At 46.9% G+C, this 15,302-nt stretch carries 14 protein-coding genes; 4 read left to right on the top strand and 10 right to left on the bottom strand.

Annotation, left to right across the window (positions count from 1 at the left end; translation table 11 throughout):
* Positions 1-62: 62 nt before the first annotated feature.
* Complete coding sequence (locus tag AC5JBY_RS06970) at positions 63-1,757, top strand: TlpA family protein disulfide reductase (protein ID WP_495903842.1); 1,695 nt, start codon at positions 63-65, stop codon at positions 1,755-1,757.
* 91 nt (positions 1,758-1,848) lie between these two features.
* Here the strand turns inward: AC5JBY_RS06970 and AC5JBY_RS06965 are convergent, their stop codons facing one another.
* Genes AC5JBY_RS06965 through AC5JBY_RS06955 form a run of 3 tightly spaced genes read right to left on the bottom strand, consistent with a single transcriptional unit; the run spans position 1,849 to position 4,950 of the window.
* Positions 1,849-3,129 (bottom strand): M20/M25/M40 family metallo-hydrolase, encoded by a 1,281-nt coding sequence (locus AC5JBY_RS06965; RefSeq protein ID WP_495903841.1) that lies wholly within the window; start codon positions 3,127-3,129, stop codon positions 1,849-1,851.
* Positions 3,130-3,166: 37 nt separating this feature from the next.
* The gene (locus tag AC5JBY_RS06960) at positions 3,167-3,901 is read right to left on the bottom strand and encodes a LytR/AlgR family response regulator transcription factor (RefSeq protein WP_495903840.1); all 735 of its coding nucleotides are present in this window, start codon (positions 3,899-3,901) and stop codon (positions 3,167-3,169) included.
* Positions 3,902-3,909: 8 nt separating this feature from the next.
* Positions 3,910-4,950 (bottom strand): sensor histidine kinase, encoded by a 1,041-nt coding sequence (locus tag AC5JBY_RS06955; protein ID WP_495903839.1) that lies wholly within the window; start codon positions 4,948-4,950, stop codon positions 3,910-3,912.
* Positions 4,951-5,235: 285 nt separating this feature from the next.
* Between AC5JBY_RS06955 and dxs the strand changes: the two genes are divergently transcribed.
* Together dxs and AC5JBY_RS06945 are read left to right on the top strand one after the other, a co-directional pair.
* On the top strand, positions 5,236-7,170 hold the full coding sequence (gene dxs, locus AC5JBY_RS06950; protein WP_495903838.1) for a 1-deoxy-D-xylulose-5-phosphate synthase: 1,935 nt from the start codon (positions 5,236-5,238) through the stop codon (positions 7,168-7,170).
* A 92-nt stretch (positions 7,171-7,262) separates the two neighbouring features.
* Positions 7,263-7,904: a murein L,D-transpeptidase catalytic domain-containing protein gene (locus AC5JBY_RS06945; RefSeq protein ID WP_495903837.1), complete on the top strand. Its 642-nt coding sequence runs from the start codon at positions 7,263-7,265 to the stop codon at positions 7,902-7,904.
* Positions 7,905-7,956: 52 nt separating this feature from the next.
* Here the strand turns inward: AC5JBY_RS06945 and AC5JBY_RS06940 are convergent, their stop codons facing one another.
* The 7 genes from AC5JBY_RS06940 to AC5JBY_RS06910 form a co-directional block, all read right to left on the bottom strand.
* Positions 7,957-8,808, bottom strand: coding sequence for a pirin family protein (locus AC5JBY_RS06940; protein ID WP_495903836.1), 852 nt, complete (start codon positions 8,806-8,808; stop codon positions 7,957-7,959).
* A gap of 101 nt (positions 8,809-8,909) precedes the next feature.
* Positions 8,910-9,824 (bottom strand): segregation and condensation protein A, encoded by a 915-nt coding sequence (locus AC5JBY_RS06935; protein ID WP_495903835.1) that lies wholly within the window; start codon positions 9,822-9,824, stop codon positions 8,910-8,912.
* A 143-nt stretch (positions 9,825-9,967) separates the two neighbouring features.
* Positions 9,968-11,011 (bottom strand): DUF3078 domain-containing protein, encoded by a 1,044-nt coding sequence (locus AC5JBY_RS06930; protein ID WP_495903834.1) that lies wholly within the window; start codon positions 11,009-11,011, stop codon positions 9,968-9,970.
* A 71-nt stretch (positions 11,012-11,082) separates the two neighbouring features.
* Positions 11,083-11,463 (bottom strand): large conductance mechanosensitive channel protein MscL, encoded by a 381-nt coding sequence (gene mscL, locus AC5JBY_RS06925; protein WP_495903833.1) that lies wholly within the window; start codon positions 11,461-11,463, stop codon positions 11,083-11,085.
* A gap of 87 nt (positions 11,464-11,550) precedes the next feature.
* The gene (locus AC5JBY_RS06920) at positions 11,551-12,303 is read right to left on the bottom strand and encodes a PPK2 family polyphosphate kinase (RefSeq protein WP_495903832.1); all 753 of its coding nucleotides are present in this window, start codon (positions 12,301-12,303) and stop codon (positions 11,551-11,553) included.
* Positions 12,304-12,426: 123 nt separating this feature from the next.
* A complete protein-coding gene (frr, locus tag AC5JBY_RS06915; protein WP_495903831.1) occupies positions 12,427-12,990 on the bottom strand; it encodes a ribosome recycling factor in 564 nt (187 codons plus the stop codon).
* Positions 12,991-13,104: 114 nt separating this feature from the next.
* A complete protein-coding gene (locus tag AC5JBY_RS06910) occupies positions 13,105-14,229 on the bottom strand; it encodes a glycosyltransferase family 4 protein (protein ID WP_495903830.1) in 1,125 nt (374 codons plus the stop codon).
* Positions 14,230-14,462: 233 nt separating this feature from the next.
* On the opposite strand from AC5JBY_RS06910, the gene AC5JBY_RS06905 reads away from it, so the two are divergent.
* Positions 14,463-15,299: a transketolase gene (locus AC5JBY_RS06905; protein ID WP_495903829.1), complete on the top strand. Its 837-nt coding sequence runs from the start codon at positions 14,463-14,465 to the stop codon at positions 15,297-15,299.
* Positions 15,300-15,302 lie beyond the last annotated feature (3 nt).

The raw sequence follows: 15,302 nt of genomic DNA, 5'->3' as shown, positions 1-15,302 counted from the left end.
CTGCCGTTTTTCGGGTGAAAGGTTTATTTTGATGCATCATAAGTCAAAAACAACCCACCAACATGAAAAACGTTATCCTGCAACTGTTGGCTGTGGCAGCCCCCTTCTTCCTTTTTGCCCAGCCTCAAAAGTCCCTGAATGCTTTCAGCAAGGTAAGCCTGGCCGAAAAACCATTTACCGTCATGGGTACTTTTGTGGGGTATGACCCCGCAGTTGATTCCTTCCAGTTCTGCAAAGTCGTCTATAACCACCTATATAAAAATGACCAGCAAAACCATGTGGGTGAAGTTGATAAGAAGGGCAACTTCAGCATTACTTTTCCGCTCAATCGTCCACAGGAGATCATGTTCCTATTTGGCGAAGAGCTGGTTATGTTTTACGCGGTACCCGGCAGTTCCCTGGATATAAAACTCGATCTGCCCGCGGTTAAAACACTTGCCAAACTGCCTTACGTTGAACAACTCAAGCAGCGCGAGCCTATGACCTTTGCCGGCCAGTATGCCCAATTCAATAAGGAGTATAATGCTTTCCGGCCAACCCTTAATACAATCCTGAGCTATAAAGTCCATTATGATCTTATAGACTCGCTGGATCAAATGGCCTATAAAAGATACCGCCTCGATGTTATGGATCGCATGTTGCAGGCGCTTGCCAGCTTCAACGAGAAGAACAATACCAGTTCAGAGTTCCGGCAACTGATGACCCAGTATATCCGCTACTATGCTGCCGAAGACCTGCTTCGTTACCACTGGATGCACGGTATGGTAAAAACAAGGCGGCCAGAGACTAAGCTGACACCTGAATACATGAGCTTTTTAGAAACTATGCCGGTAGACAATGAAGAAGCAGTGATCACGGAGACCTACAGCAACTTTTTAAGAGAATATGCCAGCTTCTATAAAACACAAGTACTTACCCCAAGAACCTCCGTAGACGACCAATATTTCATTGCTTACCTGAAACAGCATGGAACAGCAGTCTCTGCAGAAGAGCAGCAAGCTGTAGAAACACCGGCTGCCAGCAGAAATGCAACGCAACAACAACTTGCCGATTCCTTCATTAAAAAGCATGTCGCAGCCAGAAACGAATTGATCTCCACGATGAACTTTAGCCGTTCACTCGACTCGCTGGAAGCAGCCCTGCGCCCCGGCGTAAGCAGAGACCTGTTGTATGCACGGATCATTACAGGCTTTTTAAACGATTGGCGTGCACCTCTCGATGAAAATGAAATGAATCAACTATCCGGCGAGATGACCAATGCGGATGTGAAAACCCAGATCAAACGAGACAATCAACGCTTACGCGATGTGCTGGCAGGCAAAATGAGCAATGCCACTCATGTGCGCACTGCCCTGCAGGTAAACAGCGATAAGTTCTTTGATGAACTAATGAAACCCTACAAAGGGAAAGTTATCTATATCGATTTCTGGGCACCCTGGTGTGGCCCTTGCATGGGCGAAATGCCTGATTCGAAGGAATTGCAAAAAGAGCTCGCAGGCAAGGATGTAGTATTTCTCTACATTGGCATCAGTTGCACCAAACAATCGTGGGAGAATACGATCAAAGACAAGGGCATCGAAGGCGAGCATTACTTTGCCAATGACAGAGATGGCAAACTGCTATCTGAGAAGTTCAACATCTCAGGTATTCCACATTATGTGCTGGTAGATAGAACCGGTAAAGTAGCCGATGACCGTGCAATGAGGCCCAGTGATAAAACCAAGCTGCTGAGAAAAATCAATGGCTTGTTGAAATAAATACCTGATAGTTTTTCCCTAAACAAACGAGGCGGCACTTTTGAATGTGCCGCCTCGTTTGTTTGAAATCCAGCTGATTTCTTCGTTACCATTATCTTAAGCTGCTGGCATCCACGCGTGATGGCGTATCCTTACCAGCCACAATAGAAGTAGAACTGATGGCGATGGCCTTGATAATCTCTGTCATGTTCTTCATATCCAGCGTCTCAAATTCATCATCGAGCGTATGATAGAATTTTTCGCTATCCATTTTAGAAGTAGAGATCGTGTGTGCCGGAACACCGAGACGCGCCAGTGTTGCATTGTCTGACCGGTAGAACAACTGCTGCTGGGGATAAGGATCGGGATAGAACTTAAAGTTGGAACCTTCCAGGTTCTTCTCCAGGATCTTTCCCATGTCTGTCTTTTCATACCCGGTGATGAATGCAGAATTGTTACCCCATTTGCTATCGGTACCGATCATTTCGATATTGAACATCGCCATTACTTTAGCGGGATCGTATTGCTCTGAAAAATATTTTGAACCAAAACCGCCGGACTCTTCCGCAGTAAAGGCGGCAAATATGATGGTGCGCTCATTATTCTTTTGCTGTGCAAAGTAATGCGCCAGCATGATCACCGCTGTGGTGCCGGCAGCATCATCATTAGCCCCGTTATAAATAGAATCCTGGGCCGCATTGGGTTTGCCAATACCGAGGTGATCATAGTGACCAGAGAAGATCACGTATTCTTTCTTCTTACTTTTACCAGGCAGAATACCTACCACATTCTTCAATGGCATATTGGTCACTTCCTGGTTGAACTCGATAGCATAAGTAGCAGGTTCTTCAACAGTAAGCACACCAATGATATTGGCTGTGGGCGGAAAAGAAGAAGAGCGGCGCTTCAGGTTATTGAACATACTTCTGGCAGCAGTATCCACCACCAACAGATAATTGCCGGAAGTTTTTGTCAGTCGGGTATATACAGCATACAAGCTGTCTTTGCTTGCTTTGACTATCTTATACTTTGATTTCTGGGTGATCTTCAGCTTTGACTTTGCAGTTACGCCGATGATATCTTTCTCTTCTACCGGCTTGCCATTGAGCGTGCCGGACGCCGACAGGAACTTTGTGCGCAGCATAGCAAATTCCTGCAGGTACGACCCACGCTTTACAGGCTTCAGGCCGGCCTTCTTAAACTCCGAAGCGATGAAGTCAGCAGCCTTGTCGATGCCGGGCGTAAATGGCTTACGGCCTCCCATATCGTCGGCAGACAATATGCGCTCCACGCGTGCTACCTCAGTTTCATTGATGATTTGGTCGATGGATTGTGAATAACCAAGGCGACCCATAGCAATAAGGGCCGCAGGTAATAGTAGTTTCTTAATCATGCAGTAAATATAGGCGTTAAGGTGTATGCACCAGGGATTACAGGCTCATCATTTCTTTGAACTTCACGGTCTGCCTGCGACTTACCTCGATCTTTTCACCGCCCTTCAATTCCAACAGCAGGCCGCCATTGAAATAAGGTTCAATTTTATCGATGAGGCGAAGGTTGACAATATGTTTTCGGTTGGCCCGGAAGAAGGTTTTCTCATCCAGCCTTTCTTCCAGCGCATTGAGCGATTTCAGAATGAGTGGCTTGTTGGGACCAAAATATACTTTGGCATAGTTGCCCACACTTTCAAACAGGCGGATATCCGACAGCTTCACAAACCAGCAGCGCTCTCCATCTTTCACAAACACCTGGTCGCTTTCACTCAATATGGAGCGGTTCATATTCAGGGGTATGGGACTGGCATCTCCGCGCTCGTCCTGCATGTGCAGCTTCTGAATAGCATCCGCCAGGCGCTTGGGCTCCACAGGCTTCAGCAGATAATCCAGTGCGTTCACCTCGAAAGCTTTCAGTGCATATTCATCGTAAGCGGTGGTAAAAATCACGTTGGGCGTTCTGTCCAGTTCGGACAGCATATCGAAACCTGTTTTACCAGGCATTTGAATATCCAGGAATACGAGGTCCGGATTAATGTGTTCGATCTTCTCGATACCCTCTCCTGCATTAGCTGCCTCTGCTACCACTTCGATCTCCGGAAACTCCATCAACAGCTTTTTCAGTTCATTCCTTGCCAGTCGTTCGTCGTCGATAATAATCGCTTTGATCATACGTCCATTTATTTTATTTCAACAGGAATTAGCACCCTCGCCTCTACCAGTCCATCTACCTGCTTGATCTCAAAGTTAGCTTTTTCACCAAATAATAGTTGCAGCCTGTTTTTGGTGCTGGACAGGCCAAAACCATCGCCATTCATGTGCCCGTTGAGGGAACCGGAGTTCAGTACAATGAGTTCATGGAAGTCGTTCTTGAAATCGGAAACCACTTTTACAATACCACCGCTAATCTGCTTGCCAATGCCATGCTTGATGGCGTTCTCCACCAGCGTTTGCAGCATCATGGGCGGCACAGGCTGGTCGAGCGTATCTTCATCGATCTGGTACTCTATACGCAGGCGATCTTCAAAACGGATGTATTCAAGCGCGAGGTAATCTCTTACTATGTTCAGCTCTTTCTCGAAAGGAACTGTTTCCAGCTTTTCGGCCTGCATGCTGCTGCGCAGGATATTGCTCAACTCGGTGATGGCATTCCTTGCCCGGTTGGGATTCTCGTCGATCAGGGCGCGTATGCTATTGAGGGCATTGAAAATGAAATGCGGATTGATGTGGGACTTGATGGTCTTCAGCTCCAGTGTTTTCACCAGTGCTTCCAGCTTCAAAGTATCCACCTGTTGGCGACGGCTTTTCTCGATGTAGTGGTAGAAATAATAAAGCAGCGTCCAGGGGATCATGAAGATACCGATGTTCAATACATTGGCGAAGAGCCGGGTGGAGAAGTCGAGCTTATTCTTGTTCTCAAATTGGAAGATCTCGTACGCCCCCAACACCAGCAAGCCATACAGAATACTGGTAATGATCACAGCGGCACCCAGCCGGGTAGCCATCTTTTCGATGGGCAGCAACAACCAGTTGGTGCGTTTAAGAAACTCCCGCAGTATATGGGTGCTTGCAATACCCGACACTACATAAATGAGTATCCGGTACAGGTACGCATTGGATATTTCTTCTTTGAACGTAAAAGCATAAAACAACATGGAAAGACCTACCAGGCCCCAGCCACCTATCTGGCAAAGCCAGTAATATGAATTTCTTTTCGCCATCTCAGAATTTGGGTCTTAGCAAATCTATACATTTGGTTAGCCCTCCTATGGTATTTTGGATATATGGCTTAAAAGCCGGGCTATCGGCAGACTCATTATACCCACTTTCCTGTATTATGCATCCCATCAGGCTAATAATCAACACAATACATAAATATCCGGGTTATAAAGTAGCCTTTGCCTGTGATGGTGCCAGCCCCCGGCGGCAAGTTACCCGCCACAAAAGCCGGAAACCCTGAATTTCAAGCCATAAAGTAGTACTTTTGATACATAAATTTTCTCCCGATGGAAATTGCTCCCGGCCCCTTGCTCAAAATGATCCAATCACCGGCAGATGTAAAACAACTCAGCAGAGAACAACTGCACCAGTTGTGTGACGAACTGCGTCAATACATCATTGATGTGGTGAGTGTTCATGGGGGTCACTTTGGCGCCAGCCTTGGCGTAGTAGAACTGTCTGTAGCGCTCCACTATATTTACAACACTCCTTACGATCAGCTGGTATGGGACGTAGGCCACCAGGCTTATGGCCATAAGATCCTTACCGGCCGCAAGGACAACTTCAGCACCAACAGGAAGTATAACGGCATCAGTGGTTTTCCTAAACGCAGCGAAAGCGAATACGACACGTTTGGTGTAGGTCACTCCTCCACTTCTATCTCTGCCGCACTGGGCATGGCCATGGCCGCCAAGTACAAAGGCGAGAACCGCAAGTCGGTAGCTGTGATCGGCGATGGCGCCATGACGGCTGGCCTGGCGTTCGAAGGAATGAACCATGCAGGTGTAACCGATGCTGACATGTTGATCATCCTGAATGATAACAACATGAGCATCGACCCCAACGTAGGTGCATTGAAAGAATACTTGACTGACATCTCTACCTCACATACCTATAACCGCCTGAAAGATGACATCTGGAAGGCCTTGGGCAAACTGCCGGTAGGAAAGAACTTCTCCCGCGACATGGCCAGCAAGCTGGAGCACAGCATTAAGGGATTTGTGAACAAGAGCAGCAACCTGTTTGAAGCACTGAAGCTCCGCTACTTTGGTCCTATCGACGGACACAATATCACCAAGCTGGTTGATACTTTACAGGACCTGAAAAAAATACCCGGCCCCAAACTGTTGCACATCGTAACCGTAAAGGGCAAAGGATATTCACTCGCTGAGAAAGACCAGACCAAGTGGCATGCGCCCGGTCTGTTCGATAAGATCACTGGCGAGATCTATAAGAAGACTTTCGAAACCAAGCAGCCACCCAAGTACCAGGATGTTTTTGGTCATACGATCATCGAGCTGGCCGAGATGAATAAAAACGTGTTTGGTATCACACCGGCCATGCCTTCCGGCTCCTCCCTCAAATTCATGATGGAGAAAATGCCTGACCGCGCTATCGACGTAGGTATCTGCGAGCAACACGCCGTAACCCTCAGCGCTGGTATGGCCACGCAAGGCTTGAAAGTATTCTGTAACATCTATTCTTCCTTCATGCAGCGTGCCTACGACCAGGTGGTGCATGATGTAGCCATACAAAAGCTGCCCGTTATCTTCTGCCTCGACCGTGCAGGACTGGTAGGAGAAGACGGACCTACGCACCACGGTGCATATGACATTCCTTTCTTCCGTTGTATACCCCACATGGTGATCAGTGCGCCGATGAATGAAAGCGAACTGCGTAACCTGATGTATACAGCCCAACTGGAGAGCAACGAAACCCATCCTTTCGTGATCCGCTATCCACGCGGAGAAGGCGTGATGCCCGAATGGAGGACGCCTTTTGAAGAAATAACAATTGGTAAGGGCCGAAAGCTGAAAGACGGAGACGATATTGCCATCCTTTCACTGGGACATCCCGGCAACTTTGTAACCACAGCCATCCGCGAGCTGAAGACAGAAGGCTTGAATCCCGCGCATTACGATATGCGCTTTGCCAAGCCACTGGACGAAGCCATGCTGCACGAAGTATTCAGCAAATTCGAGAAGGTAGTTACCGTTGAAGACGGCACTATCGTTGGAGGATTTGGCAGCGCTATATTGGAGTTCATGGCACAACATAACTACCGCGCCACCGTGAAGATGCTGGGCATCCCCGACCGCCTGGTAGAACACGGCACGCCCAAAGAACTGCACCGCGAATGTGGCTACGATGCTGCAGGCATCGCGAAAACGGTTCGTGAAATGATGAAAGACAAGGTAACAGTAGGGTCGCTGCTGCAATAACATTCAGAAATCTTTAACAGCACTTTACACCCGTTCATTTATGGAGGGACGTTATAATGGCATCTGATGAGGTGTCATAACCCCCTTCCTGCATGAAACGTTTATTGCTCCTTTCGCTCGCTATAATAGTACTGTTCCTATTGGGCAGCGCCACCTGGTATTATACCAAAATGAAGCCTGTTTACAGGACAGTTAACCGCGACATCAGTGCCACGCTCCGTAAAAAACTGCTGCTCAAACTGGAATCGCGCGCAGCCAAAGCCAGGGAATACGCTATCCGCAATAAATACAATACAGACATTTGCTTTTTGATCGATATGAGTATCGAGTCCGGCAAGAACCGGTTGTTTGTATACAACCTGAAGAAGGACTCTATCACCGATGCCGGGCTGGTAACTCATGGCCGCTGCAATGAAGACTGGCTCAACGGCCGCCGCTATGGCAACGAAGTGGGTTGCGGTTGCACCTCACTGGGTAAGTATAAGATAGGAGCTGCCTACAAAGGCAAGTTTGGCCTGGCCTATAAACTACACGGACAGGATTCTACCAACAACAATGCATTTAAAAGATTCGTGGTACTGCACTCACACGGATGCGTACCCTACGGAGAAGTGGACCCATATCCTATTTGCCAGAGTGATGGCTGCCCTACTGTGGCACCGGCTTTCTTAAAGAAAATGGCCGCAACGATAGATGCATCGCCACGGCCAATACTGTTATGGATATTTGAATGACCACATTGTCACCCTGAGCTTGTCGAAGGGCTTCGACGGGCTCAGCCTGACATCAATAATCAAGTATTCCCATTTTTCCAATCTCATACTTCCTGATCGCTTCCTGGATCTCTTCAAAACTATTCATCACAAAAGGTCCATAACTAACAACCTTCTCTTTCAAAGGCTCTCCGCCAAAAACAATAAAGTCAACATCACTGGTGGCGGAAAGAACGAGCTGATCACCATCGATATGAAAGTCGACCAACTGGCCGGCAGTCACATCCTGTCCTAACAATTTAATTTTTCCATCCAATACATATAAAGCCGAAGAGTACGAATTATCAACGGGCAAGGTAAACAAGGCGCCGGCTTTCAGTTTCACATGGTGCAGGAACATAGGCGTATGCGTTGCAATGGGAGAAGATTGCCCATTATAACTGCCAATCAATGTCTTTACCCATACACCATCGCCGGATTGCCCGGGCAACGTTGCAGCAGCATAGTGCCGGAAAGAAGCATCCAGTGTTTTCTTATCAGCCGGTAAGTTGACCCAGATCTGTAACAACTGTACAGTACCGCCTTGCTTCAAAAAAGCGGGGGTAGGACCTTCTGAGTGAACAACACCATTACCGGAAGTCATCCAGTTGATATCGCCACCAGTCGCTACCTGGTCGTGCCCCTTGCTGTCACGGTGAAAGAACTCACCATCCAGCAAATAGGTCACTACTTCAAAGCCGGCATGTGGGTGAGGCGCCAACCTCACTTCGGAACCAGCTTTCAATACACTAGGTTTCATGTGGTGAATCAACAGGAAGGGATCTACCTGTCTCAAAGTACGGGTAGGTAAAACGTTCTTGATCTTGAACGGACCTACCATCTCATTGGTCGCATCAATGATTTGCGACACCGTTCTGGTAGTCATAAAAACTCCTTTTTTTGGTTAAATAAAGCAATAACAATACAATTGGCGTTTAAACACCAACTATTGTACCCATTCGGTTATGGCAGTATTAAGGGAGTATTTTAGGCCGTTTCGTCAGTAGACGGCTCTTCGTCAGACGGTTCGTCAGCAGAGGGATAGGTATCGCCAAACAAACCGCCAATAGGCGTTTCTTCGGCAGAAGTGTCCTCAACGGCAGAAGGAGGTTCAAGCCCCAGCGTTTTTGCATCCCAAACGGGATCTTCTTCGCGGTTCTCGTTGAATTCAAGAATAAAATTATTGCGGCCTTCACCTACCATCAGGGTCATGTACTTCATTTGTACCAACTCCAGGATGGAAAGGAAAAGGAAAATAGCATGAATGCGGTCCTCACAAACCTCAAATACCTTTTCAAAAGACACTACCTTTTCCTTCTTCACACTACTCAGCATAAACTCACGGCTGCCCTCCATGGTATAGTTATACCTTACCACGGTGTGTACAGGCTTCACGGCATTGCGCTGCTCCATCTTCTTCATCACCCGCTCAAAGGTCTTCATCAGCTTGAACAATGTGATCGTTTGGATCTCAGTGCCCTCACCGGTTTCTTCACCAATGTGCGACAACTCTTTCTGGAGGTTACCACGCCTTACCATCAACATGCGGATGGCCTCCATTTCGGCCATCTTTACGGAAGCTTCTTTAAAGCGCTTGTATTCAAGGATCTTGTCGATCAGTTCCTGGCGGGGGTCGATCTCATTACCCTGCGCATCCAGTTCCTTGCGTGGCAACAGCATCTTGGCTTTGATACGCATCAGGGTGGATACGAACAAGATGAACTCGCTCGATAATTCAATATTCAATTCACCCGATCCATGGATATAATCCAGGAAATCCTTGATGATCTTGGTAATAGGTATATTATAAATATCCAGCTCATCCCTTTCAATAAAGAATAACAGGAGGTCGAAAGGGCCTTCAAACTGCGGCAACTTGATCTGGTAGCTGGATTGATTCACTGAGTATAGTTTTAATAGTCGGAAAGACCGGAAGTCCGGAAGACCGAAAGAAATACAGTAATTACTTACCGACTTCCGGACTTTTCTGACTTTCGGTCTTTCAACCCCGCTTCCGCGGCCGACAAATGTAAGGAAATCCCTGATTAGAATTTGGCAGAAAAACCCACAGCCAGCAGCGACCTTATCTGGGTGCCGGCAGACGTTTTATTGGGGCCAAATTGCCGCACATCATCGTCATATATAAGATCAAGACTATAAGTAACATTCAGAAACTTATTCACTTTCATTACGATGGCATTGGTCCAGAACACATCCACGTTCTGCGGCTTGGCGCTGACCTTATCCACCTGCAACTGATCGGGCCCCGTGGGGGTAAAACGATACGTTGCCAGGTAGTTGGAATACAGGTCAAGACGGCTTTTGTACGACACATTCTTCAATATCTCCTTATTGAAGTTCACGGAAGCATAAGCGCCCGCTTCAGCTTTTACTTCACGGGCGGGATCCACACCATAAAAGGTGGACAGCGGCGCTTCGAAACCACCACCATCGGCGCCCGGATCACCGGCCGGATAGTAATAACTCTTGGGCTCATTGGTTACGATCACCAAACGCGTAGAGATAGGAGAAACGAAGATGCTGAAATAGTCTACAGGATGCCAGTCGATACCCGGCGCTACCACCAGGTAAGCAGGAGCGAAGAAACCTGATATCCTGCGTTTGTATCCTTTGCCACGGTAGTTATAATCGAAACCGTCATAGAACTGTGTCCTGAAGTTGACGACACCTGCCACACTTATTTTATCAGTCAGTTCATAACCGGCTTTGCTATACAAGTCTATCTTATCATCGGTCTTACGGTTACCTAAAGAGGTGGTATTCACCATGGCATATCCCAGGTCAAGCGTGTTGTCCCAAAAGAACTTCCCCGACTTCAGGTTGGCAAAGACACTCAGGTAAGCCGCTGTGGAGAAGGAGAACTTTTCTGCACCGGCAGCCCAGTTCCTGCTACCACCCTGACCTACGTTGAGAGAGAAAACGCCGCCCTTCTTCCAACCCGATTTGTGGGCTGTATCGGAAGCCAGTTTTTTCTCGGATTGGGCTTTCATATCCTTGACACCTGCATCCTGGGCCCAGGTGGCCAGAAAGGACACACTGAATACCGTTAGTAAGAACGATTTTCTCATAGTTAAGTAGTTTGGTTAATTAGAATAAGGCTATTCTGAAGATACTCAAAATGCAGGAGAAACGATAACCCTTAGCCTTTTTTCTTCAACTCGTCGCGTATCTCCATCAACAGCTTTTCGCTTGTGCTTGGTGCTGGAGGTGCAGCTGGTGCAGCTTCTTCTTTCTTCTTCATCCTGTTGATACCTTTGATCAGCAAGAACAACACAAAGGCTATGATAATAAAGTTCAATACAGCAGATATAAACAAGCCGATCTTTACCGTACCAAGCACTGTAAAATCTTCCAGCCTGGTTAGGTTAGCGGCCTCTAATGCAGGTTTCAGAATCAATGGCGTTATCACATCATCAACGAGGGAGCTGACTATTTTTCCAAAAGCAGCGCCTATGATAACACCTACGGCAAGGTCAACTACATTGCCTTTCATTGCAAACTCTTTGAATTCTTTCATCATGCCCATAATCAGTTGTTTTAAACGGTGAGGAGAATAAAAACTATTGCAAATTAACTATTATATATAAGAGGGTTCAATGATACCCATTTACCCCTCTTTCTTCAAACCAGGAAACTGCATATTTAGTTTCTGCATCGTATCCAGCAGTGTCGAAGCAATCACATATTCCTTGTACCAGTTCTGATCGGCGGGTACAATAGTCCAGGGGATGTCACTACAGTATTCAAAGCAATCTTCATACGCCTTCCGGTAATCATCCCACAACTTTGCTTCTGCGAAATCATTTTCGTTGTACTTCCATTGTTTGGTACGGTCATGAATACGTTCCTGCAACCGCTCCTGCTGTTCTTCTGGAGATACATGCAGGTAGAATTTCAATATCTGTGTATTGTTATGTTCTTGCAACAGCTTCTCGAAATCGTTGATGGCCTTCATCCGTTTTTTCGCCATCCCGTCATCGATCCATTTATGTACACGCGTGATCAATATGTCTTCATACTGTGAGCGGTTAAAGACCTGTATCATGCCTTTGGCAGGTGCAGCTTCATGTATGCGCCACAAAAAATCGTGGCTCAATTCCTGGGCAGTAGGGGTTTTGAAGGATTTGACAGTAATGCCCTGCGGGTTCATGGAGGTGAATACATTGCGGATAACACCATCTTTGCCACTGGCATCGAGCCCCTGGATGATCACCAGGATGGCATGTTTGGATTCGGCATACAACAGGTTCTGCAAATCATCCAGCTTAGCCAGTATTTGCTTCGTTTTCTCTTTGGTGCTCTCCTTGTCTAAGTCTTTAGGTGCCCTCGTGGAAATATCGTCCAGCCTGATCCTGCCCATAGGTTACTGTTTGGTACAATTAAGGTATTATATTTTACTCTTATAAAAAAAGACTTGTATACACAAAAAAGCCACTCCATAATGGAGTGGCCAATATTATAATCTCAACTTATAGAATAATATCTATACAGTCATGATCTCTTTTTCTTTAGCAGCAAGGTGCTTATCCACGAGGGTGATATACTTGTCGGTGCTGTCCTGTATGCCCTTTTCAGCATCCTTGGCAATATCCTCACTCAGTCCATTCTTTTGAAGCTTCTTGATCTGCTCCATAGCATCACGGCGGATGTTACGGATAGCGACCTTGGAATGCTCACCCTCACCCTGCGCCCGTTTTACAAGTTCTCTGCGACGCTCTTCTGTTAAAGGCGGCATGAACAGGCGGATGATATTACCATCATTTTGTGGAGTGATACCAATATTGGCATTGATGATGGCGCGCTCGATAGGTTGCAGCATATTCTTTTCCCAGGGCTGAATGTTCAGCGTACGCGCATCAGCCACGGTAATGTTTCCTACCTGGTTGATGGGCGTGGGCGTTCCATAATAATCTACTACGAGACCGTCTACCAGGTTAGGGTTGGCTTTACCTGCCCGCACCTTGATCAGTTCAGTTTCCAGGTGATTAATGGCCTTGTCCATGGCTTCCTGGGCCTGTTCTTCAATAATATTTAACTCGTCTGACATAATGTATGAATAATTGATTGCGCTGCAAATGTAGGAAGAATAAAGAATTCAGGCGTTAGCTATTGGGTATTAGCCCTTAGCTAAAGGCTAAAAGCCAATCGCTAATACCCTTCTCTAATTTTTTTGCTCTAAGATCGTGTCCTTGGTAAGCGGTACGATCCGGGATTTCTTGTTTTCGGGGTCTGTGGTGCGTGCCACAAACAGGCGGGGCTTCGGACGGGTATAATATAAAGCGGCAATGCCGGTAAAAAAGGTGAGTACAATAGCCAGGATGATCCAGGTACAGCCCGAATCGCGGAAGGCATAAGCCAACACAACAGCCAGCAGGTTGATCGACACCAGTGTTAAAGTAATAGCGCGGTGCGAAAGGCCTTTATCCAGTAACAAGTGGTGAACGTGGTTGCGGTCGGGGCTGAAAGGAGAGCGGCGGTTTACGATACGGATAGCAAATACCCGTAATGTATCCAGTAGTGGGATCATCAGGATGGCGAATCCGATGGCCGGTGAAGGCACGATAGGATAGGGCACATTCACTGCATTGGCCACCTCGATGAACTTCACCACCAATATAGAATTGATCAACCCTATCAATAGCGACCCCGTGTCGCCCATAAAGATCTTGGCAGGGTGGAAATTAAAGATGAGGAAAGCAGCCAGACTACCAGCCAGCCCAAAAGCCAGGATGGAATAAGCCGGCATATTCACCTGCAGGAAGTAAAAGCCAAAAACCACTGTAGCCATCAAGCCAAGGCTACCAGCCAACCCGTCGATACCATCAATCAGGTTGAAAGAATTGATGATCACAATAACTGTAAAATAAGTCAGCAGCAGGCTAAAAGACTCCGGCAACTCATGGATGCCCATGAAACCGTGCATGCTTCTGATCTGTACATTGCCCTTATAAATGATCAGGAAAGCGGCCAATACCTGGCCAATGAATTTCTTTATAGGAGAGATGACGAGTATATCATCTTTTAAACCGAGGAAAAAGATCACGAAACTGGCAGCGAGGAAATATTGAAATTCCGGAGAACCGTGAAACTGAATGGCAATGAGGCACGCCATCACAAAGCCGGCAAAGATGCCGAGGCCTCCCAGTGAAGGAATTGGATTCTGATGGATCTTCCGCTCATTGGGAAGATCAAAAAGCTTCTTTCTTTCCGCTACGGTAATAATTACCGGAATGGCTAAAAATGTGATCGTGAAAGAAATAGCTATTGATAGTAATACATCGAACATTTAGCCTGGTTTTGGTGACCAAATTTATCTACGTGCTGCTAATCCGGGCCGTTGGGGGCAAATTTGGTGCCGGCAGCAAAACTACGGCCTATTTCCGAAATAACAACTTATGTTATAGCTACTTTATTGTAAATAAGAAAGTTTGAGATATAAAAAACAATAAAAAAATCAGTCCCATCAATGGGTCAAAAGTAAATTCATGTAGTTTTGCTTCCACATTTAAAGACCAGCTTATGCCCGCATTAAAAGACATTGCTTCACAGATCAGGCGCGATATAGTTCGAATGGTTCATGGTGCTGCCAGTGGCCACCCCGGAGGTTCCCTCGGTTGTACAGATTACTTTACAGCTCTCTTCTTTAAAGTAATGCAGCACAACCCGCAATTCAATATGGACGCCACCAACGAAGACGTTTTCGTATTGTCCAATGGCCACATCTCCCCCGTATATTACTCTACATTAGCCCGTGCTGGCTACTTTGATATCAAAGAACTGGCCACCTTCCGTAAACTGGACTCCAGGTTACAAGGTCACCCTGCTACCCACGAGCACCTGCCCGGCATTCGTATGGCCAGCGGTTCCCTGGGTCAAGGTATGAGCGTAGCCCTTGGCGCTGCCCTCACCAAAAAACTGAACGGAGAGAAAAACCTTGTGTACTCTTTACATGGTGATGGTGAGTTGGACGAAGGTCAGAACTGGGAAGCCATCATGTTTGCAGCCCACCATAAAGTAGACAACCTGATTTCTACAGTTGACTGGAACGGCCAGCAGATCGACGGACCTACCAAAAAAGTAATGAACCTGCTCGACCTGGGCGCTAAGTTCGACGCATTTGGATGGGAAGTGATCAGGCTCGAAAAAGGCAACGATCCGGAAGAAGTAGCAGCTACACTGGAAAAGGCCAAAACATTCGTAGGCAAAGGCAAGCCGATCGTTATCCTCATGACCACTGCAATGGGTGCCGGCGTAGATTTCATGCAAGGCTCTCACGAATGGCACGGTATCGCTCCCAACGACGAACAACTGGCCAAAGCACTGGCTCAGCTTCCTGAAACACTGGGAGACTATTAATAA

Source organism: Paraflavitalea sp. (assembly GCF_059502485.1).
This window is presented reverse-complemented; position numbering and strand designations above follow the sequence as displayed.